This window comes from Bradyrhizobium sp. Tv2a-2 (assembly GCF_000472425.1).
In the GTDB taxonomy this organism is placed as follows: domain Bacteria; phylum Pseudomonadota; class Alphaproteobacteria; order Rhizobiales; family Xanthobacteraceae; genus Bradyrhizobium.
Genome location: NZ_AXAI01000034.1, coordinates 1 through 25,651 on the forward strand (window position 1 = coordinate 1; position 25,651 = coordinate 25,651).

Genomic DNA, 25,651 nt, shown 5'->3' on the forward strand with positions numbered 1-25,651 from the left:
GCAAGCGCCTCGGCCTCAAACACATCCGCACCAAGCCCTACACCCCACAAACCAACGGCAAGGCCGAGCGCTTCATTCAAACCAGCCTGCGCGAGTGGGCTTACGCCCAGGCCTACAACACCTCAAGAGAACGCGCCGCCGAGCTGCCAAGATGGCTCCACCGCTACAATTGGCATCGTCCTCATGGCAGTATCGGGTCTGTACCACCAATCAGCAGGCTCGGCTTGGCCGGGTATAACCTCTTGAGGCTCCACATCTAGAGTGTGACTCGGGCGTTATGTTGCCGAAATCCGTGGCGCGAATACCTTTCAAATGGTGGGCGCAACCAATTTGCACCGAACCGTCGCCGTCGGCAGCTCGTGCCCGCTTACCTTCGGAGTGCTTGCTCCGCGATATCGCAGCCTAATTCTCGTTGGATGTTGCGTGGCTGCTACAGCAAGGTCGTCTGATCGGCGGCTGCGCCCGTCGGGACGATGTAGGCAAATGAAGAAGCTGTGGCTTGCGGCCGCCAGCGTCATTGCGTTTAGTCCCCGCATTCGGTGCTGACATTGCCGTGCGGCCTGGTTACACTGATACGCCTCTCCTAACGGCCGCGATCCGAGACGGGAGCGGTATCAAGGGAGATTTCAGATCGAGCCGTTGGACTTGCCTAGCACCTCATCGGATAGTTGCAGCGGCAGATCGGCAAGCGTGCGGCGCTCTCGTGATGAGCAAGGTGAGGTCCAGCTGTTACCGACGGGAAGGACAACGTCCCCTCGCGCATCGCAGGGTTCACGAACCAGCCACTGGATGCCCCAAAATCGGACTGATACCGATCGCCGTCGTCGTCCCGCTTTCCGTCAGCAATTTTCAGCACTGCCACCGTCTAGTTCGATTGGCCCCAAGTTCTTAAAAAAGAGATCGTCGCCAAGGCCGAAAATCAAGAGCCTTGATCTCGGCTCGGGCGCCTTCTTGAATCATCCGTGTGCCGCAGCCAGCCCGCTCGCGCGTTGCGTATTTGGGAAGGCAGATCGGAGGTTCCTGGCGCCCGGTTCCCTGCTTTGGATCGAGACTGCTTATTCGCCAGCCGGGGAAGGCGCGTCGTCGTGCCTAAGGTGTTGCTTTCGGATGCTATAGCTGATCAGCCAGATCGCGCTCACCGCGATCGGCACGAAAGCCGCGGTAATGAATGTGGGCTCTACATGCAGTCCGACTTCATGGGCGCCCTTGGCAAGATAGCCGAACAGGCTGACCACATAATATCCGATTGCCGCAACCGACAACCCTTCAACCGTGCGCTGCAGCCGCAGTTGCTGTCTCGTACGCTCGTTGATCGCATGCAACAGGTCACGGTTCTGCCGCTCGATTTCGACATCGACACGCGTTCGCAACAAATCGGCCGCTCGCGTCAGCTTGAGGGATAGATTCGTCTGACGATCCTCCATCATTGCACAGGTTCGCATCGCCGGCGTCATGCGGCGCGCGAGGAATGACGACCAGGTCGGGTAGCCCGCCACGTCCTTGCTTTCAACGATGGATAGCCGCGATTGCACGAGCTCGTTGTAGGCCCTGCTGGCGCCGAAGCGGAACAGACTGCCCGCCGCGCCTCTTTCGAAGCTGGCGGCCAACGCTGTCAGTTCCGTAAGCAAATGGTTGTTGATCTTCAGCCCCTCGGCACCTTGCATATCTTCGAGCACCTCAACGAGACGCCGATCAATTCGATCCACGGAGGGCGCTAGCTCAAGGGCCACCGAGAGACCAAGCAGCGCCATCGGACGGTAAGTCTCGATTTCGAGGAGACGTTGCACCAGCGCGCCAAGATCGTCCGGAGTAAGCCCGAGATCATAAACCAGAATTCTCGTGAAGCCTAGCTCGTCCAGTCGGAAGTCAGACGCCACAATGGCTCCGTCATCTTTGACACTAGCCATCGCCAGACTGCTTCTGTCAAAGATCTGTTCGGCTCGTTCTATTGGAGAATTACCGCGCTCTACCTCCAACTTGATGGCAACGAGTAACTGTCCGGACTGCTCCAGCGAGCGGATGAAAGATTGAACGCTATCAGCGATTTCGCCAAAGTCACGAGTCGCAGAGTTATTCGCAGTGCTCCAGATCCATGTGAAGGTTGCAAATTCAGAATGCTGCTCCCAGCGCAGCACGACCTGCCCGATCCCAATCTGGTGATGTTTGGCCGAGGGATCGGGAGGCGGAAGCTTGTGCTCACGGCAGAACTCCACGAAGCAGCGGCGATCCCTTGTGGCCGTTTCCCCCTGTGCGAGAAAAGCAAGGTGGACGACCCCAAATGACGAAACAAGGCGCGTGAACGGCCGCGCATGCACTTCATTGAGCACGGCTTCACGCTGCGGATGCAGCTTGAATAATCCCAAGTTGAACTGCTGAACCATTTATCGAGGCCTTGCTTCGTAAAGACGACCAACCGTCGGCACTACCACTAGCGCCATACGCGATGCCGAGTGGGGGTCCGCGAGGCCGCGAGCGACCTCACATCGGCGATCGACCGCACCGCGGCCTTGCGCTGGACGAGACGTTGCTGACAGATTTGGCGCCAGCAGGTTGGAGTGGACCACACTCATCGGGATTCAACTCACGCTTTTAACGACATCAACCGCCTTTATCGTCCGACGACTTAAGTGAAGTATCGACATTGTTGATCAATGCGCGTATCGGCGCGGTCGCAGCCCGCCGCCCTTCCCTGCGCCAACACCGTCCATCACCGTTCGACGATTGCTCCGATCGGCCGCATCCTTGGCGGCCCCAGACGCAAACGGCCGTTGACCGCTATCGAACGACTGGCGCGCTTGAAATGCGGGCAGTCCCATTTCCGTCGATGCCTTCCAGTGACCTGATCGCTGCCATGCGCCCCCTTGGCCAACACCAGCACCTTTCATTGCCCTTTGGCGACGCGCGCTTGTCGCTGTGAAACGGACGGCCGACCTTCGCGGCAAACATAGAACCGATGCACGCATTTTTAGTTTGCTGATCAAGCGTCAAAATGCGCCTTCCATCCTGTCGCTTTCATCGTCTTCCCTCGGGAAGGCGTTGCAGGATCTGGGCCAATACGATGCCGCCGGAAAGTTTCAGACGTTTTCGGAGCGCAGCGTCAGTTTTCTTAAACAGTCACCGACAAATCCGGACAAGACCAGCGTTTCGTATCGAACAGCGCGTCAGAGGATGTACCAATCTGCTCTTGCCGCAAAACCGCCGGCCGAGGCCCACCGCTTTGCACATCCGGCCCGGCTCATTGCTGCGGGAGACCGCACGTACCGCTTTTTCGCCAGGGCCTAGCTCGTTCATCAGATGCGAATTCCGGCCCGCCCGCTAATCTGCAGGCTTGGAAATAAACGGAAGTTCCAATTTTGGCGCCGAGCCAATGATCGCATGGACACCCCAAATTGAGGACCAAATGCCGTCCCGCACGATTCGCTGCGGCCATGGTTTGACCTCTTGGGCCCAGGAGAACTGGCGACCGCACCATGCATCTTTCCAGATACCTTGGGCCGGACCCAGCACCGCAGCCATTTGCTACGCGGTAAACCTGCGCAATAGTTGGAGCGCGATATTCAATCGAAGCAAGTTCTTCCAGGTCTCACACTAGCAAACCCCAAACCCACCGGACCATGTAGCACAGGCACTTAGCCACGCTCGAGTGCTCTGGCAGGAGGATGAACCTCCACTCGATATTCACGGCTGGCGGCAAGGACGCGACAACGGGCCGCCGTGGCCGTACACACAATATCGTGGCCGTACGCACAATATACCGACGAACTCCCTTCGCATCCCCTTCCCTTACCGGCCATTCGTCACTATCAGATCAGTGGACCTGCTGTTTTGGTTCGGCACGCTCACACATCCTGCAAAGGAGAAAACCGCTCATTCCGTTCATGCGATCGACAATCTTGGAAAAAATGGCGCCCTCGAAGATATCTTGATAGCTATCGTGAAGAAGATTGCCCAAAACGTGCCGTCTCTCAAAGTCCATACAGCAGAGTGTAACGTCGCCGTTTGGGAGAAGAACATTACGATACTGTCTTGCTTCAGTACATGTCAGAGCTCCGGTGAGTGGCTGTTGTGATTCAACCAGCTTGCGATCGACGCTTCCGGCCGTGCTAATCAGCGGCGAGGAGCGAACCAGTGTTCCGGCAGGAATTATCTCGGCGAGATCGGGAAACACCTCGCCTAATACCAGGAATTGAATGGATGGAATGTCCGCGTCAACCAATTGACGGATCAGATCGAGATACTTCTTTCTAACAAGCCGACTGTTCATGTATTCGCCATCATCGAAGACGTGGACCACAAACACTCTGAAGCGCAGCGCCCGTAAGCGCCGCAGGTCACGCTGATTCATTCCTACAAGCGTCGTGAAAATTCGGACGGCATGGCCGCGCGCATAAGCCAGCTCGACCATTTTAGTACAATTGCGATTCTGCCAAGGTTCGGAGTACCCGGAAAAACTTATGTCGGCTGCTCTTGGCACGCGCGCCAGACATCGCTGGAAATCTTCAAAGCTAAGATGCTTCACGTCAGAGACCGTTCGTTGGCGCGCAGCGAACTTATCCTGCGGACAATAAGCGCATCCGACGATGCAGCCCGTCGTCGTCGTTACTTCCAGGACCCTGCCCCCGGGAATATACAACTTTCTTGGATGGGACTCGTCCATTTTCCGTCTCTTGAGCTACCGTCCGACAAAGATGGCCGCGGCCGCAAGCTTAGTAACGCTCATGCAACAAGTATCGTTTCGGGTGGCTCCGGGCGCGCCATCTGCGGATGCAGATTTTGGACCACCGATGCGCCAATTTGTACGCCTTTCGCACGCGACGTCAGCTTCGCGACACCAGGCCTCTCGCGACACAGTCACCCAATCAATCTCGGGCGCAGCGCACGCACCTTGTCCGAGCGTAGACGCCTCATGTCGAGAATAGGCCAAGTTGTTGCGAATGCGGCACGTTGTATCCGCAAAAGCACGAGCGTTCTGTGGAACCGGCGTTGGCCCAGATCGTGCAGATGCTGGGAGAAGACACAGCAATCGTGACGGCGGAACAAAGGGTTCACGGCGGCGGATGTGCTGCTGCGTAAAGGTGAGACAATGGCCGCCCAAGCCGTTGATGTGTGCGTAGTCGGCAGCGGCGCCAGCGGCTCGATAGTCGCTCATGAAATCGCTCGAAATGGCTTCCGGGTGCATGTTTTGGAAGCAGGCCGGACGCTTCCGCCTGGCGCTACACTGGCGACTGTTCAAAGCGATGTGGGCAATGCCCTCGTGCGCTCTTCGATCGGCACATTGACCCCGTTCGGACGGCCATGGAGCGTATCGGCGTTAGGCGGCGGGCTTACATTGTATGCCGGAATAGCCTTCCGCTATCGCAGCGCCGATTTCGACGCGCGAGCACATGTGGCCGCAGACGCACTCGACCCTGCCTGGCCGATCGACTACGCCGAGCTGCGCCCCTATTACGATGAGCTCGAACTGCGGGTGGGAGTGGCACGGCTAGCCGGCGCGGATCCTCTCGAGCCGCCTAGCGATCCCGCCGTGCTACCGCCACATGATTATAGCACTCAGGGTCGATTGATCGCCGGCACCGCCGAGCGCTTGGCAATGCAGCCGTTCCCCACCCCGCTGGCGATCAATTCGGCTCCGTACGCGGGCCGCCCCGCCTGTGAGCGCTGCGGTCCATGCAACGAACACTTATGTACTACCGGCGCCAGAGCAGATGCGCGCTCTCCCTTCACCGACATCACCATTCCGTCAAACGTACTGACGGTTTCAGAGGGTAGCAAAGCGGCGCGCATCGAGCTCGGCGCTGTCAGTCGCGCCGATTCGGTTGAATGGCTGGACACTGTAACCGGGCAACGCGGTAGCGTTGGAGCCCGTTGCATCGTGCTTGCCGGCAACGCAGTGCAATCGGCAGCGCTACTGCTGCGCTCTGTGCATCGCGCGGCGCCCAACGGAATTGGCAATTCCAGCGACATGGTCGGCCGCGGCATTTCATTCAAGATCAGCGGGTATGTGTCGGGTCACATCACTGCGGATCGGCTGGAAGCGCCGCCATCCGGCGGTCCGTTCTCAACGGTTGCCTTGTCCGATCACTATTTCGACAGCGAGGCCCCGTCCGGTTTAGGCGGAATGATCTACGAAGCTAGTCCGGCCGAGCGCACGATCTGTGACGGAAACATAAGTGTACGACTGCATTTCCTGGCAGCCGACCAGCCGATGCATGACAACGCGATCCAACTATCAAATAGCTGGGATCGGCTGGGCTTGCCGAAGATCGTTCTTCAATACTGGACCCACCCGCTGGACAAGCGCCGATTAGGCTATTTGTCCCGACGCGCGTCCGAGTTGCTGGCCCAAGCCGGCGTGAAAAAGATCGAGTATCAGGATTCCAACTATCAGTTTGGAAGCGGGCATCTGCACGGCGGCTGCCGAGCCGGCAACGATCCAACGCAATCCGTCGTCGACCGCTGGGGTCGGGTGCACGACATCGACAATCTCTACGTCGCAGACGGCGGCTTCTTTCCATATGCCGGAGGCGTTAACCCGACCTTCACCATCCAGGCGAACGCACTGCGGATCGCTCGCAGAATAGTCACGCAATTGGCGTGACCCACGCAATTCGACAAGCGAAATCGAGCTATTCATGGTCATCTTAGCGCCCAATCCCGCTTTAGCCGCGAGCGAGGTTCATAGATCGGCATTGTGTCGTGCGCTGCGCGTTACGGCGTCGGCGAAATGGCATCTCAATCGGCGTTTTCCTGTCGTGATGACCCGCGCGTCCGGCGCGCATGTGTGGGATGTGGCTGGAAAGCAATATGTAGATCTCACCTCGTGCAGCGGGGCCGCGCCATTGGGCGCCGGATACGAACCCGTGGTCGCGCACGTTGCCTGCGAAATGCGCCGCACCGGCGGTATTCTGCCCGGGCCAGTGTCCATGCACCGGGTCGAGCTGGCTGAACGCCTGGCGGAGATCTTCCCATCTGCGCAGCGCTCGATATTTTTTTCGCACCGGCTCCTGCGCCACTACCGCGGCGGTCCGCTTGGCCCGCGCACACACGGGGGTCAACCTTGTACTCACCAGTGGATATCACGGGTGGCACGACTGGCACTTGCAGGATCGGCCGGCGATGGGGCTGCCCGATCGGGACCGGGACAGCGTGGAGTTCGGTTACGACCTGGATCTGCTCAAGCAGCTCGTCAGCGAGCAGCATGTCGCCGCAGCGATCATCACTCCAGAGGTCAACTTCTTTCCACGGGCGTATCATCGGGAACTGCAAAAGGTGGTGCGCGAACATGGTGCTCTGCTGATCCTGGACGAGGTGATGACTGGATTCCGCTACGCGCATGGCGGTTACCATACCGCCGTTGGTCTGTCGCCCGACCTGATTACGCTGACTAAAGGACTCGCCAACTCTCGCCAACGGCATGGCGCTTTCCGCAGTGGTCGGCAGAGCGGACGTGCTTGAAGCGGCCGAGAAAACCTATTTGGGCAACACCTACCAGCGCGAGGTCACCCCGTTCGCGGCTGCGCTGAGCACACTGGAAGCGTTGCACGATGGGACCGTGTTGGCCCGAATACGGCAAGTCGGCGAGCAGCTCATTGACGGCCTCAACGAGGTCTTCGCCCAACAGCAAGTCAAGGCTTGGGCGTTCGCCTGGCCCACAATGTTTGACGTCGTGTTCGCCGATATGAAACTCGGCGACGCGTTTTTTCAGGAAATGTGGTCGCGAGGCTTCCTCATGCAATACGGAGGCCGATTCATGCCCTCTGCGGCGCTCTCCGATGCCGATGTGCAGGCAGCGATCGACGCTGCCGAACAGGCTTTGTCGACTGCATTGACTCGGACAGAGAGCCGCGGCGGGGCCGCCGACCGAATAGCCGCTGCCGTGCGGTTCGCCGGCGATCACTTCTTGGCAAGCCCCGACTCGATCCAACGGTGGTTGAGCGCGCCCAGCCGCTCATGAGCTCAAGCGTCGAACCGGGGGACAGTATGCCAGAGGTCTATTCTTTTTCCAGCTCGCCGGTGCTGCTCGGCGGCGAAAACCGGTCCGGCACCACTCTGTTAAGCGTTGTGCTGGACTCGCATTCCGAGTTGGTCATTGGGCCGGAAATCGACTTCCTGGATCCGCCAAATCTCGGGCCCCGCATCCTGCGCAGTATAGACCTGCTCGCCGCTCACGACACTAAAGTAACGGGCATCAGCAAGAGCACGATCGACCCGTTCTGGTTCGATGGCGTCCACTTCGTCGTGCAGTGTCGGCGCTTTGGCTTGGAATTCGACGACCTGCGCGAGCTGGTCACCAAAGTGATGGATGAGGTGAAAAACGACATCATCTCGTTTGCTGATCGATGCCGGCTCATCAATGAGATCGGTGAGTTCTGCAAGGCGCGCGCAGGCGCCTCTCGATGGGGACTGAAGCTGCAGCGCAAGATCGCTCAGATTGATACCTATGCTCAGGTCTGGCCACGCGCACATTTCGTCCACATCGTGCGGGACGGTCGGGACATCGCCGCCTCACATCTGAAAACGGTGCCGGATTGGGGTTACCGGACCGCAGCCGAAGCAGCGCTAGGCTGGCTTGAAGTCGTGTCGCGGGCGCATTGCTCCGCGCCGGCTGATCGTTATCTCGAGGTGCGCTACGAAGATTTGGTAAGTCATTCCCGACCGACTTTGACTGGGATACTGGATTATCTCGGCGTTCCCTGGGATGAGGCCGTGCTGAGGCATGCCGAACACGAGCACGCGCTATTTGAGCGACCGTATGGCCATCCGGCGGCGGAGTCCGCAGGCAAACCGCTGCACGCAGGTCGGCTCGGTCGCCACGCCCAGGATCTGACACGAGCGGAGATTGCCGAGTTCGAGCGAATCGCGGGCGATGAACTGGTCCGCTTGGGCTATTTGTCGATGACACTGCCGGCGGTCGACGCGTGAGGAAGAGGAGCGTTTTTATTTGGTTTCGCGGATTGCCGCGCGGCTATCTGGCGCTACTTGGAGGGCAGACCGTATCGGTGCTGGGTTCTCAAGTGACGTTGTTGGCACTGCCGCTAACGGCGATCAGCCTCTTCGGAGCGGGGCCATCGGAGGTCGGCCTGCTCTTGGCTTGCGGGAAGGCGCCGTATCTGGTGTTAGGCCTGTTCGCTGGGGTCATGGTGGACCGCCTCCCGCACCGGCCGATCCTGTTGATCGCGAATCTTCTGATGGCGTTGACGCTGGCCACGATTCCGCTGCTCGCCGGACTCGGGCACCTCGGGATGGTTCAACTGTACACTGCAAACACGCTCCTTGGGGTGGCGGCTGTGATCGTCGACGTGGCCTATCTGGCATGCGTGCCCACCATGCTGGACCGAAGTCTGCTGGTGCGAGCGCAGAGTTCGCTTCAGGTTGGCCGTGCCGGCGCATTGGCTACAGGTCCGTTCCTGGCCGGCTGGCTCGTCAGCGTCGTCTCCGCGCCGATGGCGATCTTGGCCGACTCGAGCTCCTTCGTGTTCGCCGCGGCATTAATCTTTCTGGTGCCGGCGGGGACAGCAGACCGGCCGGCCGTCCAATCGCGGCGATTGCTCGATGAAATCGCCGAGGGCTTGAGCGCCGTGTTCGGCAACAGAAGGCTCAGGTCAGTCACGCTGGCGAACAGCACCTTCGTCTTCTGCTACAATGCCTATTCTGCTGTGTTTGTGCTGTATCTGACAAAAGAGCTGGGTTTGGGCGGTGGGACCATTGGCGTGGTGCTCGGCATTGGTGCATTCGGCGGCATACTCGGCGCGGTGATCTCTCCGTGGGTCGGCCGTGTCATCGGCCTTGGGCCAGTGTTGATGGTTGGTCTCGCCCTCAGCGCCGCAGGGATGGCTCTCGCGACACTGCTCACAGAGCCGGCATGGGCGGCAATAGCGTGCGTTGCGTTGTCGCAATTTCTGCTCTGGGTCGGCCAAGATATCTTCAACGTACAACAGGTGCCAATCCGATACGCGCTTGCTCCACAGTGGGCGCAGGGCCGGGTGAACGCGAGCATCAGGACCCTGGTGTGGGGTATGGCGACACTCGGCGCGTTGGCCGGTGGCGCGAGCGGCGCTGGACCGGGCCTGCGTGCCACCTTGTTCGCCAGCAGCTTACTGGGCTTGGCTTCAGTGCTGTGGATTTGGTGGTCGCCGTTGCGCCACACCCAAAAATTAGCTCAATTAACGACATCACTGATCGGCGGAAAGAGGCCCCTTGGAGATAAGGGAACTAAGCGATCTCGACGTTCGGCCGGGTCGGCTGATGCTGTGGCAAGTCGACGTGCCTGGTCCCGCCTGCTGGCAGCCTGACAGACGCCGCCCATCTCATATTCAGGAGGAACACCTCAACTATGCTGAGAATGGATTACCGGCATGGCTCGGCGTGGCCTTCGAATGGTCGGAGGAACTCGATCCTCGTCCCTTGACCCGTGCGATATTGGGCTGGGTCGACCGGCACGAGGCATTGCGTAGGCGATTTGCGAAGGACGGTCCGGCAATCACATCCGCTACTGTCGGTCCCGGCAAATCAATCGTCCACCGCACCGAACTGGGGTATTACATCGATCGCACCGAACTCGCTCGGTCACTGAAAAACGTATTCGACGCGCAGACGAGCCCCCTGCGCTGGCCTCCTTACGCACTCGCCACTGTCAGCAGGCCCGGATCGACTACCATCCTGCTCGCCTCTGACCACGCGATCACCGATCTGTACTCGCTGGCGTCGGTGCCGCACGACCTTACTCAACTGTACATCGCCGCTGTGCGGGGAGTGCGGCCGAAACTCGCGCCGGTGCAAAGCTATCTGGACTACGCCGAGGCCGAGCGTGTTCGTCTGACCGAGTCAGCCGTAAACGGCCACGCAATCGAGCACTGGCGCGAATTGATTGAGGCCAACGCTGGTCAACTGCCCCATTTCCCGCTTCCACTCGGTGTGCAGGACCAAACCATGCAGCGCAGTGGTCGGATGTGGCTGCTCGATCCGGTCGGGACACGGGAATTCGATCGGGCGTGTCGCACCGAAAATGCAAATACCGCGGTCGGGCTCTTTGCCGGTCTTGCATTAGCGGGTAAACGTCTAGCTGACCACCAGGATTTTCAAACAGTCGCCCCCTTCCACACCCGGGATGATCTGCGATGGAGGGGCTCTTTCGGCTGGTACGTCGGAATGAGTCCATTGCACTTCCGGGTGCCGGACGGCTTCCCGGAGTTGCTGCGCGTCACCCGTCTCGAACTGGTGCGGGCCAAGGAAACTGCGCGGGTGCCGTTTTCCAAGGCGATGGAACTGCTCGGCGTACGCCTCCGTGACCGCTTCATGGTATCATATATGGACCTTCGAAAGGTGCCTGGGTCGAATTGCTGGGCGCGCTGGCGGACGAGTTTTCTGATCAGCTGTAACGCCGATCCGCATGAGGCCTATTTTTGGATCAACCGGTCGCACGAGGGAATCTGCGTGAACTTTCGTCACCCCGGCACAGCCACCGCTCGAACCTCGACGGACAACTATCTGGCCGAATTTGCCGCACTGTCTCGCAGGATCAGCGGGGCATTGCCCCGCTTTTGAGTTCTTTCCCGGCACTACGGCCAAACAGGTGACGGCCGACGACGGTCGCGCAATAAACGAGTTCCTCGCGGGCATCCCAAACAAACGCTCTCGGCTTGCGCCAATTCTCCTCCGCGCCGCAGTGCCCATCGCACTCGACCGATTTCGGCATCGGCAGTGGTCCGTCGTCGGCAAGCGTACAACCCGCCGCGAACAAGGCCGCTGCGAGCAATATGACGACCGCTGCGGAGGGTGTCGAGACGAAGCGGCAGCAGGAGCTGCTGCGGCAGCTCCGTTGCACCGAGATGCAGGCTTATCTGCTAAGCGCTCCTAAGCCCGCTTCCAAGGTGCGGAAGTTCTTCTCGCCGCAAGGTGCGCCAGATAGTCTTGCACCTGCGGGCTGACCGTAAGTGCTCCAGTCGCCCCATAATGACGGTTGATGCCGAGCGTGGGGCCGCGCGAGCGACGATTGGCGCCAAGCCCGACGCTTGAGCTCATTATGCGAGCAGCGGGTCAGATCCAGATACTGATTAGCTTGATCGGCATATTGGCGACATAGGTCGGCGGATCGGTCTCCTAGAGCTTGCTGGCGTATCGTTTAGTGAGGCAAGCAGGCCCTATTCTCCGCGGTTTTGCGCGCACGTGGGGGGTCGGCAGGAACTGCGCTCATCTTCGCGGGAAAAAAAGCCATCGGCTTTCGCTCGCTCAACGCTCCTTCGTCCACAGCATGCCATCGCACCAAACGTGCCCAATGCGCCCCCATTCGCAGGCAGCTGCGACGTCCGGGAAGAACCCACATCCATGGTGGTTGGCGCTCGTATTGCAAAGCAACGGAATGCCTGTGAGCTTTTCATATTCGACGAGAAGCTCAGCTATTTTGTGCTGAGAGGTTCTGGGAACTGTCTGCAATCGCGCGGATCCGTCGAGATGTACAACAGCAGGGATTTTGTCCTGCCACTCGGCTCGCGTCCGGTGATCGAACAGCATGTAGCGGTCCGGCGTTCCGGGAATAAAAATATCCGGCGCACGATCCTCCAAACATATCGGCGCTACGGGACGAAAGTGTTCCCGAAGTTTGATGTCGTTGAGACGATCCTTCATCCCCGAAAGAGTGGCGCTTGCCAGAATGCTTCTGGCACCCAATGCCCGTGGCCCAAGCTCGGCGGGGCCAGTGAGGAAGATGACGGGCTTTTTGCTCGCGAGCAGGATCGCAAGCTCTCGCATACTGCAAGGCGCAGCGTCCCATTCGGGCGGGACTTTGCTGTCTCGAAGGGCCGGACCACTGTAGACCGACCATTCCAACTCCACCAATCCCTTCTGCACCGCCATTGCAGCGCAAGCGGCACCGATGGCCGACCCGCTGTCATTCGGAAAGGGGGGCACCCAGACAGCATCGAACAGACCGCTTGCACGTAGCGCACTGTTCCACTTGATATTGAGGCCACCGCCGCCGGATATGCACAAGTTGCGTGGTCCAAGAGACGAATATCGCTGCAAGGAGATCGTCACTCCGCGGATCAGGAGCCGCTCGAGAAAGGCGTGAAAGGATGCGAGCACGTCTTCAGGTGCCATGGCCTTCAGCCTAAGTCGCGCTCGCTTTGAGGAAGGCATGTACGGGCGCATGAAACGTGTCCCAGTTGGTGATGTTATTTATGTCTGCACGGTAACGCCGCGCAGGCTCCGTGTCGGCCGCAAAGTGCTCCTCGTAGAGCTCCCGAAATACGGCGACGATGTTTTCATCAACAGAACCGAGAGCGATGTAGGCCATCAGTTTGCCGGCAAGACCCAGGTCTTCCAATCTGGGGCGGTTCGCCTGCTTATACGGTCCGAAGTAATGCCCTGCTGCGCCGTAGGCGTAAACAGTCGTCGGAAACAGGCATTCGAGAAATCGGGGCTTTCGGCGCTCCACATGATAGAGACGTGGAAAGGTGCCGCCGTCCCACACCAAACAGAACGCAGGCTCTCCGAATTTGGCAAACGGGCTGGTGCAGTATGCGGATGCTATATGGCTCGTGACGTGTGGATAGCTTCTATATGGGAAGAGCTTGCCATCAAGCATCAGCCCAAAACCATCGCGAGAGGCGAGGACGCCCTCAGCATGGTTCTCAACATAAGGCGCCCCAGTGAGAGCGATAGGTGTCGCCCCGCTGAGCACTTCGAACTGGGAGCTGCCCTCCCCAATCCAGCCGTCGACTACGAATTGATCAACATCACCTGGATCCAGACGGTGCTCCGCCAGAGCACTGACAATTGCGTCGAGATTATCCATGTTTGGATAGCGCGGATTGTTACCCCGTTTCTCCTGCTCGACACAAAAGGCCAGCTGACCGTCCTCGACAAGGGCGATCGCTGCGTCATGCGTCAGCTTTATACCGCAAATCCGCACGGTGACTCCATGTTTGGCGCCGATAGTTCAAATGATGAAAGGATCTAATCAAAAAGCCAAAGCAGGCGAGCAAAAGCTGGACGTTTCCGCTAACGGTTTCACCTTGGGGGGGGACCGGTTAAGCTCAATCAGCGTGGATAAACGGTCACCCGTTGGGAGTACGGCACCAGCCTTTCCATGAATGGGCCCGCCGCACAGCTCAGGGGGAGTCTTCGATAGCTGCTTCCAAAGCCACAGCTGGAGCATTTGCGCGAGAGGCTCCCGCTCGCGCGGACTGCGTTTAAGGCCTCAGGCATGAATTACCTCGTTCTTGCCTTGCCAGCGAAACACCCCCCATCCGTGAACGGGGCCGACCGCACAGTTGGCCACCCCCGGGCCCAAGTTTGGGCTGGTCAGCAATGAGCGTCGCGCTACACTGTCGGCATTGAGCCTGCGTAGCGTGTGATACATAATCGTTCTGGTCGCGGTCCCGCGGACGGTCGGCATCAGATGTGATGTTCCAAGGATTTAAGGTCTGAAGTCGCCCGTCAGTTGCCGAATACACCCCAAACGCGGCGATGTCGCAGGATGCACGGGCATTCCTATGGCATCGCGCTCGAGTTGAAGCGACCACCAGTTCTCGTAGTAGCTTTGTGAGCCGGCGCGGCTCTAAGCTATGCGGCAAGGCGCCACCAAGCGATTTTTTCGCGCGTTCGTCTAACCGAGCGCTTTTGGTGCGCTTTGCAGGAAACTGCAGGAAACTAGAGCCATTGGCCCTTGTGGCCAATCACTCGATCTTAGCTCTGGCCATGGAAAGCGCTCACGGGCTTGAATCGACCGGTGCGTCAGGTTGCAGGAATGAGGGGAACACGGCAGGCGCGCGGCGGCGTATCGGTGGTCGCTCCCCATCGAACTCTATTGGAAGCGCGATCAAGCGTGCTCAAAACGTGAGGGGACCGCCCGGAATATATCGATGCTCTCGATCTGGGGTTCAGCCAACATCTCCCGGAGTGAGTTGATTGGAACTGGACGGAACTCCGGCCGCAGCGAGCTCTTGCAGCCAACACGTGCGGAAGCTTGGTGCGAAAAATGTGCCCAGGCTCGCCGGGGAGCTCATCGGGACGATCGAGGCGCTGGCGGTTGGTCGCCAAACTTGGATCTGCGGCCCCTTCGGGTTTGTCCTGGCAGGACAGTGTTTTCTGAACAGCGCATCATTGCGAGCCGCGATGATTATGGGTCCATCCGCACCTTCGAATGCGTCGAACAACGGCTACGTCAGGACTGCCCGTAGGATGCCGTTACGGACCTCTCCGTTAGCTGCGCGAGTAACGGCTGGTCAACCACCCCGATCGTGTCTCCAATTGGGACGTTGTCATTATTGCGACCGCCCCCGTGCGGTGCCGCTCAGTGCTCGCCGTCAGCAAGCCGATCGCGCCCTACATCGCGCTGCCATGATCCATAAGCTGCCATGATCCATAATCTGGATTGTAATCCGCGGTGCCGTTCCACCTGGCATACCGGATATCATCATCGTGCCGGAGAATGTTTGAACAATTGGTTCATAGCCCGGATCCAGCTTTTTCGGATCGCTCATTTTATGGGCATCGAGATCAGCCGCTGGTTGCGCGTCATCAACGCTTCGGCTCCGCGTCCGATGTTCCCGGTGCACGGGACCGCATATCTACGACATCGGCACCATCGAATTTTTGATGCGTCAGAACGAACCGATCCGCTTGCGCAAGCAACCGCATGGAGCGTTTCAGATGGCAAATTGTGGGCATGAACGACAAGAGTCCCGCCAAGCACAATGGGCAGCCAGCGGATCGGTACGCGATGACATGCTCATAGTTCTCCCGCACATGGCAAAAACGCGCTTGGCACCAGCCCTGATTGCAGCCTTCGCGTTACGTCGGTCGCCTGGATATGACATTGCCCGCTGCTCGGCAGTGTAAACCGTGCATTTAACGTCAGCACGATCATGTCGCGATTTCGACTTACTATTGACGCGAGCGCACGGCAGTGCGCCACAGAAGCAGGCGGACTATCACATCCGCGGCAAACTGCGACTACGGCAATGTAAGCGAGAATGACAATGCAACCTCGGACGCCCTGTTGCTCTCGATGCAGTTCGGCATGCCGTGACGAAGTTGCGTCTTGATCCGACTGCGCAGGCGACATTTGCCGCAAGCAAAGCATTGGGCCGATTTCCCGCCCCTGGTTTCGAGCGTCGGATGACCGATCAGCACAACAGTAGACGCGTGAAAGGAGTGGCGAATGAACGTATCGAGTGAGCAACGACCGACTAACCCGCACGATCCCCTTCACTATGCACCCCGCAGGCGTGCGGAACGGACGGGGGGCCATTTGCCGACTGGGATCCCGGCTGTGAGCGAAACGAAATTCGATCCCCCCTTCAGAATTGATCCCGCAAGCTCCCACTTTGCGGCGTCGCTCGAAACGTACCTTGATGCGCCCATCGACGAGTCCCTGAACCGCAGCCTGACCCCCGAAGTTGTGCCGGAACCGCCGGCAGATGCACACGAGCGATCGCAACGGCACAAATTGCTATGGCGGAGTGGTGGCGTCGCGGCAGCTTTCGGACTTTCGGCAGCTATAGCTCTGATTGTGGTTACGGTGCTCCCTTCATTGCGAGACCACGGCAATGGTTCGGAAGCAGAAATCAATCCACCGCGTCGCGAACTTCAATCGCCGCTCGCATCGGACGAGAGCGATCGGCCGATGACTCAGGAAAAATCGAAACGGCTGCTCGAGCAGTTTATGCGGTGGCACCAAAAAGCGGCTTTCGCCCAACATCAGCAATAGACAAACTGCTGCGAAGAAGAGGTATCACTGACCATGACTGTCGATGCGTCCCATATCATCCACGCGCGAAGCTCCTGCCAGCCCGCGCATTGGACGACAGCTCTGATAACCGTCCTGCTCGCGACAGCCGCGAACGCTGGGCCGGACGAAAACACCAATGCGGTGCGTGACCTCGCGGGTCACGTCGGGCCGATCATCGGCTCGGCTTTGTCCTGCCATGACATCCCGCAGAACCGTATTGACGGCGTTGCCGAGAAGTTTAGGGCCGTAATCAAGCAAAACTCGCCCAACAATGCCGACCGCGACGATCTGCTGCGGGTGTTCGACCGCCATGTCAACGATGGGCGAACTTCCATCACATCGGGCAAGATCAATTGCGCAGCGGCCGAGCGCGAGCTCGCCGATCTTGAACAATCGCTCTCCGCACCCAACTCCCCATCGGGCGCAGCATCGACCCCGTCGAGTGTCAGCGCCCCGGCGTCTGCCGCGGCCGCTGCCGTGCCCACGACGACGCAGCCCGTTACCAGCACTGCGCGCTCCGCGACTGACCGCGAGATCCGGTTTGGTATCGTGGCGCCCTTCTCCGGTGCGTCGCGCGAGCTCGGGCGCCAGATGAAGTTCGGTATCGATACTGCCTTCAACCGCATCAACGATGCGGGGGGCCTGGAGGGAAGAACGTTGCGACTGATCGCCGCCGACGACGGCAATGAGCCGACGCGAACGCTACCCGCGATGAAGCAGCTCTACGAGAAGGACCAGGTCTTTGCCTATGTCGGCAATGTCGGAACAGCGACTGCAGCCGTCGCAGTCCCTTACGCGCTCGGACATCACGCGCTGTTTTTCGGGGCTTTTAGCGGCGCCCCTAACCTCCGCCATGATCCGCCGGACCGCTATGTGTTCAACTATCGCGCATCTTACACAGAGGAGACCGATGCGGCCGTGCGTTATCTCTTGAAAGTCCGCGGCCTGCAGCCGAAGGAGATCGCGGTGTTCGCCCAGCAGGATGCTTTTGGCGACGCCGGATTTGCTGGGGTGACCAGGGCATTCCGCTCGCTTGGCCTGAACAGCACAAAGATCCTGCGTCTGGGCTACAAGCGGAACACCGTCGATGTGGACGGGGCGTTTAATTCGCTGCGTGCACAGAAGGCAACCATCAAAGCCGTCGTCATGGTCGCAACCTACAGGGCAGCGGCGAAATTCATCGAGAAGAGCCGCGCCCTGACTCCCGGCATGATCTACACAAACGTCTCGTCAGTGGGCGCGAGCGAGCTTGCCGATGAACTGATGTTGCAGGGCCAGCGCTTTGCAAGTGGCGTCATCGTAACACAGGTCGTACCAGCGATCGACGGCTATTCGAGCGCGGTTCTCGACTATAAGAACGCGCTTGCCAAATACTTCCCGGGCGAGCCACCCAACTATATCTCGTTCGAGGGCTTTGTCGCCGCCAACGTCTTGATTGAGGGGATCAAACGAGCTGGCCCACAGCTCGACGCCGAGAAGTTGATCGAGATGCTCGAGAATACGCACAATCTGGATCTCGGCCTCGGCACGCCCCTCAACTTCGGACGCTCCGAGCACCAGGCATCCCATAAGGTCTGGGGCACCGCGATCGATGACAATGGCAAATACGAACCGTTGGAGCTCGATTGAGCCACTGAAGTTGGAGCACGTAACTCGCCGGGGGAAAGGCGAGGATCTCACTGAATTCTGATTTCCCATTGCATCGCCATTCGTCGGGAGTGGGGACATCCCGCTTCCGACATGGTTTGCTGTGCTTCACCACGCAGGAAAACGCCGTCAGGCCGCTCGTGACCGATGAAGTGCACGAAACCGAGCCGGCGGGCGACGGCACGGTGTTCTGCAAGGCGCCTTCCCGATAGGTCACCGGGTTCAGTTTGCGGACAAATCGCATTTTTGCCCGATCGTGGAAGGACACAAAACTTGCCTTCAAGGAAACGCGTCCCACATTTTCGTAAAAAGGGGCCAGTTCATCTTCGCGCATCCGAACGACATTCGTAAGGCCATTGATTGCGCGCTGGAGAAGGGCCGGGACAAGGCGTTTATGGCTGAAAAGGCGGGCGAGGTCATGGCTATCCTGCCTACGGCCATCCGTTTCTGGATGGCAATGGCCGCACGATCATGCTGGTGCATGCCGAACTCGCGCGGCGCGCAAGCTTCAGCATGGATTGGTCGGCTACGTACAAGGATCGTGTCCATCGCCCCTCTGACCCAGGAGCTCGCCAGACGGCGCCTGTCCGAAAGTAAACGCACCATGTCTGAAATTCGTCAACCATCCAGCACGCGTGTCGGTTCACGCATCTGCCGCCGTCATTCAGCTCATGATCGCTTCCCTGAAGTGAGCTTCATGTGTATCAGGCGCACCTCCTCGTACCTTGGTGAGTTGCTTCCGAGGCCACACAGGATCTTTTCCCCTGCTTGACTGGCGCTTGGATGCGCCAATCTGAGCGTTCAGTTTGGCTAGCGCCACTTGTTGCCTGCAAGTGGCAAGGCGATATTGGCCTGCTTCTTGCTGTTCTAACGCAAATTCGTCAGCAGACAGCAGTCATATGGTTGCGACAGAGGAAACATTTTATAGTGTGATCAGACGCCAGGGCATCACACGTCGTAGCTTTCACAAATTCTGCAGTCTCACGGCGGCGAGTCTTGGGCTCAGCCCGCTCGCGGCGAGCCGTATCGCCAATGCGCTCGAAACCAAACCGCGAGTACCCGTGATCTGGCTGCACGGGCTTGAGTGCACCTGCTGTTCGGAGAGCTTCATTCGCTCGGCACATCCTTTGATGAAGGATGTGGTGCTGTCCATGATCTCGCTTGATTACGACGACACAATCATGGCGGCGGCAGGCCGGCAAGCAGAAGCAATCCTCGAGGAAATCCGAACCAATTACAAAGGCGAGTATGTCCTTGCGGTTGAAGGCAATCCGCCGCTGAACGAGAGTGGCATGTTCTGTATGCAGGACGGCAAGCCATTCGTCGAAAAGCTGAAGCTGATGGCGGAGGATGCGAAGGCAATCATCGCCTGGGGCACCTGCGCGTCCTGGGGTTGCGTGCAGGCTGCCAAGCCCAATCCGACCCAGGCCACACCTATAGACAAGGTGATCACGAACAAGCCGATCATCAAGGTACCTGGATGTCCACCGATCGCGGAAGTCATGACCGCGGTAGTGACCTTCATCACCACATTCGGCAAGCTTCCGGAGCTCGACCGGCTGGGGCGGCCGAAAATGTTCTACTCCCAACGAATTCACGACAAATGCTACCGTCGGTCCCATTTCGACGCCGGCCAGTTTGTCGAGGACTGGGACGACGACTCTGCGCGCAAGGGCTACTGCCTCTACAAAATGGGCTGCAAGGGGCCGACGACCTATAACGCCTGCTCGACGGTGCGCTGGAACGAAGGCGTGTCGTTCCCGATTCAATCCGGCCACGGCTGCCTCGGTTGCTCGGAGGACGGCTTCTGGGACGAAGGCTCCTTCTACGACCGTCTCACGACCATCAAGGAGCTCGGCATCGAAATGAATGCGGACCAGATCGGCATGGCGGCAGCTGAGGTCGTTGGGGCGACAGTTGCCGCACATGCCGCGGTCACGGCCGTGAAGCGGTTCATGGGCAAGCGGACGGGCGTAGCCCAAGACAATTAGTCGAATTCAACGATCACGACGATGCGCGTTCAGACACCCAACGGGTTCAATCTCGACAATTCAGGTAAACGCATTGTCGTGGATCCGCTGACCAGGATCGAGGGTCACCTGCGCGTTGAGGTCAACGTCGACTCGAACAACGTAATCCGCAACGCTGTGTCGACGGGAACGATGTGGCGCGGCATCGAAACGATCCTGAAGGGCCGAGATCCGCGCGATGCCTGGGCCTTCACCGAACGGATTTGCGGCGTGTGCACCGGCACCCACGCGCTTACCTCCGTGCGTGCGGTCGAGCACGCGCTCGGCATCACGATTCCGGAAAATGCCAATTCGATCCGAAACATCATGCAGCTTTGTCTCTACGTGCATGATCATTTGGTTCATTTCTATCACCTGCATGCGCTGGACTGGGTGGACGTGATGTCCGCACTGAAAGCCGATGCCAAGGCGACTTCACAACTGGCGCAGTCGGTTTCGCCCTGGCCGCTGTCGTCGCCGAGCTATTTCAAGCAGCTGCAGATGAGGCTCATCAAGTTCGTCGAGTCGGGGCAACTCGGGCCCTTCAAGAATGGCTATTGGGGCCATCCGGCCTATAAGCTTCCCCCGGAAGCCAACCTGATTGCGGTCGCGCATTATCTGGAAGCGCTCGATTTCCAGAAGGAGATCGCCAAGATCCAGGCAGTCTATGGCGGCAAGAACCCACATCCCAACTGGCTTGTGGGCGGCGTGCCCTGCCCCATCAATGTCGACGGCACCGGTGCGGTCGGCGCGATCAACATGGAGCGGCTCAACCTCGTCTCCTCGATCATAGATCGGTCAATCGAATTCGTGGAGCAGGTTTACTTGCCTGACCTCGTCATGATTGCCTCATTCTACAAGGATTGGCTCTATGGAGGTGGGCTTTCGGGCAAGAGCGTGATGTCCTACGGCGATATCCCCGAACACGCCAACGACTACTCAGAGAAAAGCCTCATGCTGCCCCGGGGCGTCATTCTCAATGGGAATCTCAACGATGTGCTGCCAATCGATCATGGCGACCCCGAGCAGATCCAGGAATTTGTCGTCCATTCCTGGTACAAGTATCCCGACGAAACCAGGGGACTACACCCCTGGCAGGGCATCACCGAGCCGAACTTCCAACTCGGCGCAGATACCAAGGGTACAAAAACCGATATCAAGGAGCTCGACGAAGGCGCCAAATATTCCTGGATCAAGGCGCCGCGCTGGCGCGGCCACGCTGTCGAGGTGGGGCCGTTGGCGCGATATGTCATGGGCTACGCGCAAGGCAGAGCGGAGTTCAAGGAGCCTATCGACAAGTTCTTGAAGCCGCTTCATCTTCCCTTTACGGCGCTATTCTCAGCGCTTGGCCGAACCGCGGCGCGTGCGCTCGAATGCCAGTGGGCCGCACACCAGATGAGCTATTTCCAGGACAAGCTGGTGGCGCATATCAAGGCAGGCGGCACCAGTACCGCCAACATCGAAAAGTGGAGCCGGGAGAGCTGGCCGAGAAAGGCCAAGGGCTACGGTTTCACGGAGGCGCCGCGTGGTGCGCTCGGGCACTGGATCAAGATCAAGGACTGCAAAATCGACAATTATCAGTGCGTCGTGCCGACGACCTGGAATGGCTGGCCGCGTGATCTCAAGGGCAATATTGGTGCTTTCGAAGCCTCGCTGATCGATACGCCCATGGCGGATCCGGAGAAGCCACTGGAAATTCTGCGCACGATCCATTCCTTCGATCCGTGCCTGGCCTGCTCTACCCACGTGATGAGCCCGGATGGCCAGGAACTGGTAACGGTCAAGGTTCGCTAGCGGAGGCACCGATGCTGGACAAATCTCCGCACGTGCTAACCGCTGCCGTGGGAGCCCACGGCGCACGCATCGATCCGAGCGGCGAGCGCGACACGGTCTATGTCTACGACGTGCCGTTGAGGCTGTGGCACTGGATCAATGCCGCGGCAATCCTGGTGCTGGGCCTGACGGGTTACTTCATCGGCAGCGGGACCCCGACCGCGCTGGGAGAAGCAAGCGGGAGTTTCCTGTTCGGCTATATCCGCTTTGCCCATTTATCCGCCGGCTACGTGCTCACCGTCGGCTTCCTTCTGCGTATCTACTTGGCGTTAATCGGAACGCTCCATGCCAAGCAGATCTTCTACGTGCCGCTGTGGCGGAAGAGTTATTGGGCTGACTTGTTGTACGAGTTCCGCTGGTACGCCTTTCTCGAGGCCAAGCCGAAGAAATATGTTGGGCACAATCCGCTAGCCCAAGTCGCCATGTTCTCCATGTTCACGCAGACAATCACATTCATGGTCGTGACTGGCTTTGCTCTCTATGCGCAAGGCGCTGGAAACGACAGCTGGCAATACCAGTTCTTTAGCTGGGTGTTTTCGATCTGGCCGAACACCCAGGACGTTCACACCTGGCACCATCTCGGCCTGTGGGTGATCGTATCCTTCACACTCGTCCACATCTATGCGGTGATCCGCGAGGACGTCATCACGCGACAGAGTATCGTCTTCTCGATGATTTCAGGCAAACGTGAATTCCGCGGCTAAAGGGAAGGCGCCCGTGTCCTCAATTGAGACCACGAAACGCATCCTTGTGCTCGGCGTGGGTAACGTCCTGTGGGCCGATGAAGGGTTCGGCGTACGAGCCGTGGATGAGTTTTATTGCCGATACTCCGTACCAGGCAATGTCACCGTTGTGGACGGCGGGACACGGGGACTGTATCTGCTGAGCTATATCGAGGAGACCGACTGCCTGATCGTCTTCGATGCAATCGAATACAGCTTAAAACCCGGCCAACTGAGGCTGTTGCGCAACGAGGAGGTGCCTAGGTTCACCGGCGCCAAAAAGATGAGCTTGCATCAGACTGGCCTTCAGGACGTCCTGAGTGCGGCCGATCTGCTGGGGCGCTTCCCGAGAGAAATGGCGCTGATCGGCTGCCAGCCGCTGAACTTGGAGGACTGGTGCGGACCGTTGACCAGCCCTGTCCGCGCTCAGATTGGCCCCGCGATTGACCTCGCCTGTCAGCTGCTGAAGCAATGGGGCTCGGAAGCTCAGCTGCGGAGGGTACCACTCCGAAACTCGGGAAACCTGCCCGCGGACGTCGATCATGCGACATCCGAGAGAAAGGCACGACGAGGCTAGTTGCGCGCGGGGTTACCATGTGCATTGGGCTGCCGATGACGATTATTCAGAGCGACGGGATGTCGGCATTATGCGAGTTTGGCGACGAGCAGCGGCGAGTCTCGGTCATGTTGCTCTCGAATCCGCCAGTCGGCGCCAGCGTTCTTGTCCATATGGATGCCGCGGTACGCCTCCTGGATCAGGACGAAGCAAGGTTGATCGCAGATGCGCTGGACGGGCTTGATGCGGCCCTCAATGGCCGAGATTGCGATCGCTTTTTTGCAGACTTGATCGCTCGCGAGCCGCAATTGCTCGAGCACCTGCGCTAATCTGGCGTCATTTCCAAAGCACTCGGCGCGCCGTTTCGCCGCTCTCCGCTGATATCTACGAACACTGCATTGGCAACCGAAGGGCGCGCTTTTCGACGAAGCGTAGGAAGTGGCTCTGTACCCAAATCCAAGCGAGCCGCAAGCGCGAAAATCACCTCTTGGCACATGCCTTGCTAACACCTCCTCGAGCAGAACCAGAAACATATGAGAGTGGGTTTTGATGGATTCGCAACATGGTCCGACCCGGCGCGCTCTGCCGTTGGCCGATGCAGCAAAGGCTAATGCGTTCCCGTTCGCTGCGGATCCGGTAAGGCCGGCCGCCGTACGGCTCTCATTGAGCAATCCTGTGCGTTCGCCCCAGATCGGCGTCACAACGATTTTTTCTGGACTGATCGGCGCATCTTCAGGATCTTTGGTCCCCGGGGTGATTGCGCCTGACGCTAGAGGCGAGCCGAGCCAGCACCTCTGAAGTGCGCGTTAATAGGCGCCGTCCCCTCCCGCGAAGAGGACAGGTTGGACCTGACCACCAAGATCCAGGGTTTGCCTGAATTGCTCGAACGAGATTCGAAGCTCTTTGATCGCTCACCCGCCAGTACCGCGTCACTCGACAAATGAATCCTTCCTCAGCATTCACAGCAGAATTGTTATGGAAGTAAAAGCTCACGGCGTCATGCCCGAAGGCACCGAGCACTTAATGAGCCGGCCTCCCATCGATACGGAGAGTCCCGGCCCAATCCATGCCGCCTCGACGGCTACTGGCGCTCTCGCGAAGCTTTCTTCAATTCGCTGCGTCGAGCTGGCAAGGCGTTGTCCCGATGCCACTGCGCTGTTGTCGAACCTCGTCACCGCCATTGGTCGTCAGAAGAGCGACGCGCCGAACCGGCTGTTCCGGCTCGGCGGCCTCGACGATGCCGAGCGCCATTTAATTGTGGACGTGCTGGGCAACGGCGAGGTCTCCGGAGTGGTTGCCCTGCCGGACGGCTCATTGGCCCAAATCCACGAATCGGCGTTAGCCGGACTCTGGCGCCTGCGTATTCAGGCCGATACCGCAAACGAATATGTCGAGGTCGGAACGATCCCTAACCTGGTGGCGCGGGCAGCAACTGACCTGACGTCGCCCGAGCTCACGATTGGCACGGCGCCCGATGGCGCCATGAACGTGCTGCCAGTGCTCACGGAAATCCGAGAACGTGCGCTGGCCTGGCGGCCCGGCACTCTCTCGCACATCATCAATTTCACCCTGTTGCCGATGAGCCCGGTCGACATGGTGTTTCTGCAACAAACGCTCGGCAGCGGACCGATCGAGCTCATCTCGCGCGGTTACGGCGCCTGCCGCATCCTGGCAACAGGAATCCGAAACGTCTGGTCGGTGCAGTTCTTCAATGCCATGGACAGCATCATCCTGGATACGCTCGAAGTTGGCGGCATTCCGACGTCTGTATTGGCGGCCGATGAGGACTTTGAGGATTCTGCCGAACGGTTGCAGAAAATCGTCGAGGCTTACTTCAAATGATGAGCTCGGGAAGCTTGGCATCCCGCAGGATTTTGCAGATGCCTACGCACGGAATGCGGCGCCTGCGGCATTCACGGCCTATTTCCCGATCCTCGACGAAGCCCCGAGCATCGCCCCCATCGGCTTGGGTACCTCCCTGGGCAATCTCGTTGCCATCATCGCCACGCCCTCGATTTATGAACGCGCTCATGCGGTTGCCCGACGGCGCGCCCCCCCTTGCAAGGGACTTGCGTCCATTTCCAACGAGCGAAATCGAATTCACCGTCAGTGGTATTGCGCCGCTCGGTCGGATTGAGAGCAGCTCGCCTTT

19 protein-coding genes and 1 pseudogene are annotated in these 25,651 nt (G+C 59.1%); 16 read left to right on the forward strand and 4 right to left on the reverse strand.

From position 1 onward, the window contains the following. A partial coding sequence (locus A3AI_RS44350) for an integrase core domain-containing protein (RefSeq protein WP_024520986.1) occupies positions 1-260 on the forward strand: 260 nt, incomplete at its 5' end. Positions 261-1,055: 795 nt separating this feature from the next. Here the strand turns inward: A3AI_RS44350 and A3AI_RS0137705 are convergent. After that, a complete protein-coding gene (locus A3AI_RS0137705; protein WP_024520474.1) occupies positions 1,056-2,381 on the reverse strand; it encodes a DUF3422 domain-containing protein in 1,326 nt (441 codons plus the stop codon). Positions 2,382-2,913: 532 nt separating this feature from the next. On the opposite strand from A3AI_RS0137705, the gene A3AI_RS48400 reads away from it, so the two are divergent. Further along, positions 2,914-3,282 (forward strand): hypothetical protein, encoded by a 369-nt coding sequence (locus A3AI_RS48400; RefSeq protein WP_024520475.1) that lies wholly within the window; start codon positions 2,914-2,916, stop codon positions 3,280-3,282. Positions 3,283-3,808: 526 nt separating this feature from the next. Here A3AI_RS48400 and A3AI_RS44355 read toward each other — a convergent pair. Next, the gene (locus A3AI_RS44355; protein WP_036051237.1) at positions 3,809-4,657 is read right to left on the reverse strand and encodes a radical SAM/SPASM domain-containing protein; all 849 of its coding nucleotides are present in this window, start codon (positions 4,655-4,657) and stop codon (positions 3,809-3,811) included. Between the two features lie 426 nt (positions 4,658-5,083). Between A3AI_RS44355 and A3AI_RS0137720 the strand changes: the two genes are divergently transcribed. From A3AI_RS0137720 to A3AI_RS44365, 6 genes are all read left to right on the forward strand, one after another. Then, the gene (locus tag A3AI_RS0137720) at positions 5,084-6,598 is read left to right on the forward strand and encodes a GMC oxidoreductase (protein ID WP_024520477.1); all 1,515 of its coding nucleotides are present in this window, start codon (positions 5,084-5,086) and stop codon (positions 6,596-6,598) included. Between the two features lie 518 nt (positions 6,599-7,116). Then, positions 7,117-7,455 carry an aminotransferase class III-fold pyridoxal phosphate-dependent enzyme gene (locus A3AI_RS50060; protein WP_024520478.1) on the forward strand — a complete coding sequence of 113 codons (339 nt, stop codon included), beginning with the start codon at positions 7,117-7,119 and terminating at the stop codon, positions 7,453-7,455. After that, complete coding sequence (locus tag A3AI_RS50065; RefSeq protein WP_051382713.1) at positions 7,448-7,954, forward strand: PLP-dependent aminotransferase family protein; 507 nt, start codon at positions 7,448-7,450, stop codon at positions 7,952-7,954. The genes A3AI_RS50060 and A3AI_RS50065 overlap by 8 nt, the downstream gene beginning before the upstream one ends. 26 nt (positions 7,955-7,980) lie before the next feature. Beyond that, entirely contained in the window at positions 7,981-8,922 is a 942-nt protein-coding gene (locus A3AI_RS0137735; RefSeq protein ID WP_036051240.1) for a sulfotransferase family protein, read from the forward strand. Continuing rightward, a complete protein-coding gene (locus A3AI_RS46810; protein WP_245287042.1) occupies positions 8,919-10,292 on the forward strand; it encodes an MFS transporter in 1,374 nt (457 codons plus the stop codon). Before A3AI_RS0137735 ends, A3AI_RS46810 begins: the two co-directional genes overlap by 4 nt. Next, complete coding sequence (locus A3AI_RS44365; protein ID WP_084801179.1) at positions 10,246-11,544, forward strand: condensation domain-containing protein; 1,299 nt, start codon at positions 10,246-10,248, stop codon at positions 11,542-11,544. Before A3AI_RS46810 ends, A3AI_RS44365 begins: the two co-directional genes overlap by 47 nt. A gap of 684 nt (positions 11,545-12,228) precedes the next feature. Here A3AI_RS44365 and nodU read toward each other — a convergent pair. Next, a pseudogene (nodU, locus tag A3AI_RS44370) lies at positions 12,229-13,909 on the reverse strand (nodulation protein NodU). Between the two features lie 2,364 nt (positions 13,910-16,273). Between nodU and A3AI_RS48410 the strand changes: the two are divergent. Both A3AI_RS48410 and A3AI_RS0137765 read left to right on the forward strand, forming a co-directional pair. Continuing rightward, on the forward strand, positions 16,274-16,711 hold the full coding sequence (locus A3AI_RS48410) for a hypothetical protein (protein ID WP_156928128.1): 438 nt from the start codon (positions 16,274-16,276) through the stop codon (positions 16,709-16,711). 33 nt (positions 16,712-16,744) lie between these two features. Continuing rightward, positions 16,745-18,361, forward strand: coding sequence for an ABC transporter substrate-binding protein (locus A3AI_RS0137765; protein WP_245287043.1), 1,617 nt, complete (start codon positions 16,745-16,747; stop codon positions 18,359-18,361). A gap of 297 nt (positions 18,362-18,658) precedes the next feature. Here A3AI_RS0137765 and A3AI_RS48415 read toward each other — a convergent pair whose 3' ends face one another. After that, entirely contained in the window at positions 18,659-18,928 is a 270-nt protein-coding gene (locus A3AI_RS48415) for a hypothetical protein (protein ID WP_036051243.1), read from the reverse strand. Between the two features lie 350 nt (positions 18,929-19,278). Between A3AI_RS48415 and A3AI_RS0137780 the strand changes: the two genes are divergently transcribed. The 6 genes from A3AI_RS0137780 (at position 19,279) to A3AI_RS0137805 (ending at position 25,341) form a co-directional block, all read left to right on the forward strand. Then, positions 19,279-20,370 (forward strand): hydrogenase small subunit, encoded by a 1,092-nt coding sequence (locus A3AI_RS0137780; RefSeq protein ID WP_024520485.1) that lies wholly within the window; start codon positions 19,279-19,281, stop codon positions 20,368-20,370. A gap of 21 nt (positions 20,371-20,391) precedes the next feature. Next, entirely contained in the window at positions 20,392-22,182 is a 1,791-nt protein-coding gene (locus A3AI_RS0137785; protein ID WP_024520486.1) for a nickel-dependent hydrogenase large subunit, read from the forward strand. An 11-nt stretch (positions 22,183-22,193) separates the two neighbouring features. Beyond that, positions 22,194-22,925: a Ni/Fe-hydrogenase, b-type cytochrome subunit gene (gene cybH / locus A3AI_RS0137790; protein ID WP_024520487.1), complete on the forward strand. Its 732-nt coding sequence runs from the start codon at positions 22,194-22,196 to the stop codon at positions 22,923-22,925. A gap of 13 nt (positions 22,926-22,938) precedes the next feature. Beyond that, positions 22,939-23,520: a HyaD/HybD family hydrogenase maturation endopeptidase gene (locus tag A3AI_RS0137795; RefSeq protein WP_024520488.1), complete on the forward strand. Its 582-nt coding sequence runs from the start codon at positions 22,939-22,941 to the stop codon at positions 23,518-23,520. Positions 23,521-23,537: 17 nt separating this feature from the next. Next, a complete protein-coding gene (locus A3AI_RS46825) occupies positions 23,538-23,828 on the forward strand; it encodes a HypC/HybG/HupF family hydrogenase formation chaperone (protein WP_024520489.1) in 291 nt (96 codons plus the stop codon). Between the two features lie 646 nt (positions 23,829-24,474). After that, on the forward strand, positions 24,475-25,341 hold the full coding sequence (locus tag A3AI_RS0137805) for a hydrogenase expression/formation protein (protein ID WP_024520490.1): 867 nt from the start codon (positions 24,475-24,477) through the stop codon (positions 25,339-25,341). Positions 25,342-25,651: the final 310 nt, after the last annotated feature.

Excerpts from the sequence above, each read along its gene's own strand:
- A3AI_RS0137705 (WP_024520474.1), bottom strand. The coding sequence starts at position 2,381 with ATGGTTCAGCAGTTCAACTTGGGATTATTCAAGCTGCATCCGCAGCGT.
- A3AI_RS44355 (WP_036051237.1), bottom strand. The coding sequence starts at position 4,657 with ATGGACGAGTCCCATCCAAGAAAGTTGTATATTCCCGGGGGCAGGGTC.
- A3AI_RS0137805 (WP_024520490.1), top strand. The coding sequence starts at position 24,475 with ATGGAAGTAAAAGCTCACGGCGTCATGCCCGAAGGCACCGAGCACTTA.
- A3AI_RS50060 (WP_024520478.1), top strand. The coding sequence starts at position 7,117 with ATGGGGCTGCCCGATCGGGACCGGGACAGCGTGGAGTTCGGTTACGAC.
- cybH (WP_024520487.1), top strand. The coding sequence starts at position 22,194 with ATGCTGGACAAATCTCCGCACGTGCTAACCGCTGCCGTGGGAGCCCAC.
- A3AI_RS0137780 (WP_024520485.1), top strand. The coding sequence starts at position 19,279 with ATGGTTGCGACAGAGGAAACATTTTATAGTGTGATCAGACGCCAGGGC.
- A3AI_RS46825 (WP_024520489.1), top strand. The coding sequence starts at position 23,538 with ATGTGCATTGGGCTGCCGATGACGATTATTCAGAGCGACGGGATGTCG.
- A3AI_RS44365 (WP_084801179.1), top strand. The coding sequence starts at position 10,246 with ATGCTGTGGCAAGTCGACGTGCCTGGTCCCGCCTGCTGGCAGCCTGAC.
- A3AI_RS0137720 (WP_024520477.1), top strand. The coding sequence starts at position 5,084 with ATGGCCGCCCAAGCCGTTGATGTGTGCGTAGTCGGCAGCGGCGCCAGC.
- A3AI_RS0137735 (WP_036051240.1), top strand. The coding sequence starts at position 7,981 with ATGCCAGAGGTCTATTCTTTTTCCAGCTCGCCGGTGCTGCTCGGCGGC.
- A3AI_RS0137765 (WP_245287043.1), top strand. The coding sequence starts at position 16,745 with ATGACTGTCGATGCGTCCCATATCATCCACGCGCGAAGCTCCTGCCAG.
- A3AI_RS0137785 (WP_024520486.1), top strand. The coding sequence starts at position 20,392 with ATGCGCGTTCAGACACCCAACGGGTTCAATCTCGACAATTCAGGTAAA.
- A3AI_RS48415 (WP_036051243.1), bottom strand. The coding sequence starts at position 18,928 with ATGGACACGATCCTTGTACGTAGCCGACCAATCCATGCTGAAGCTTGC.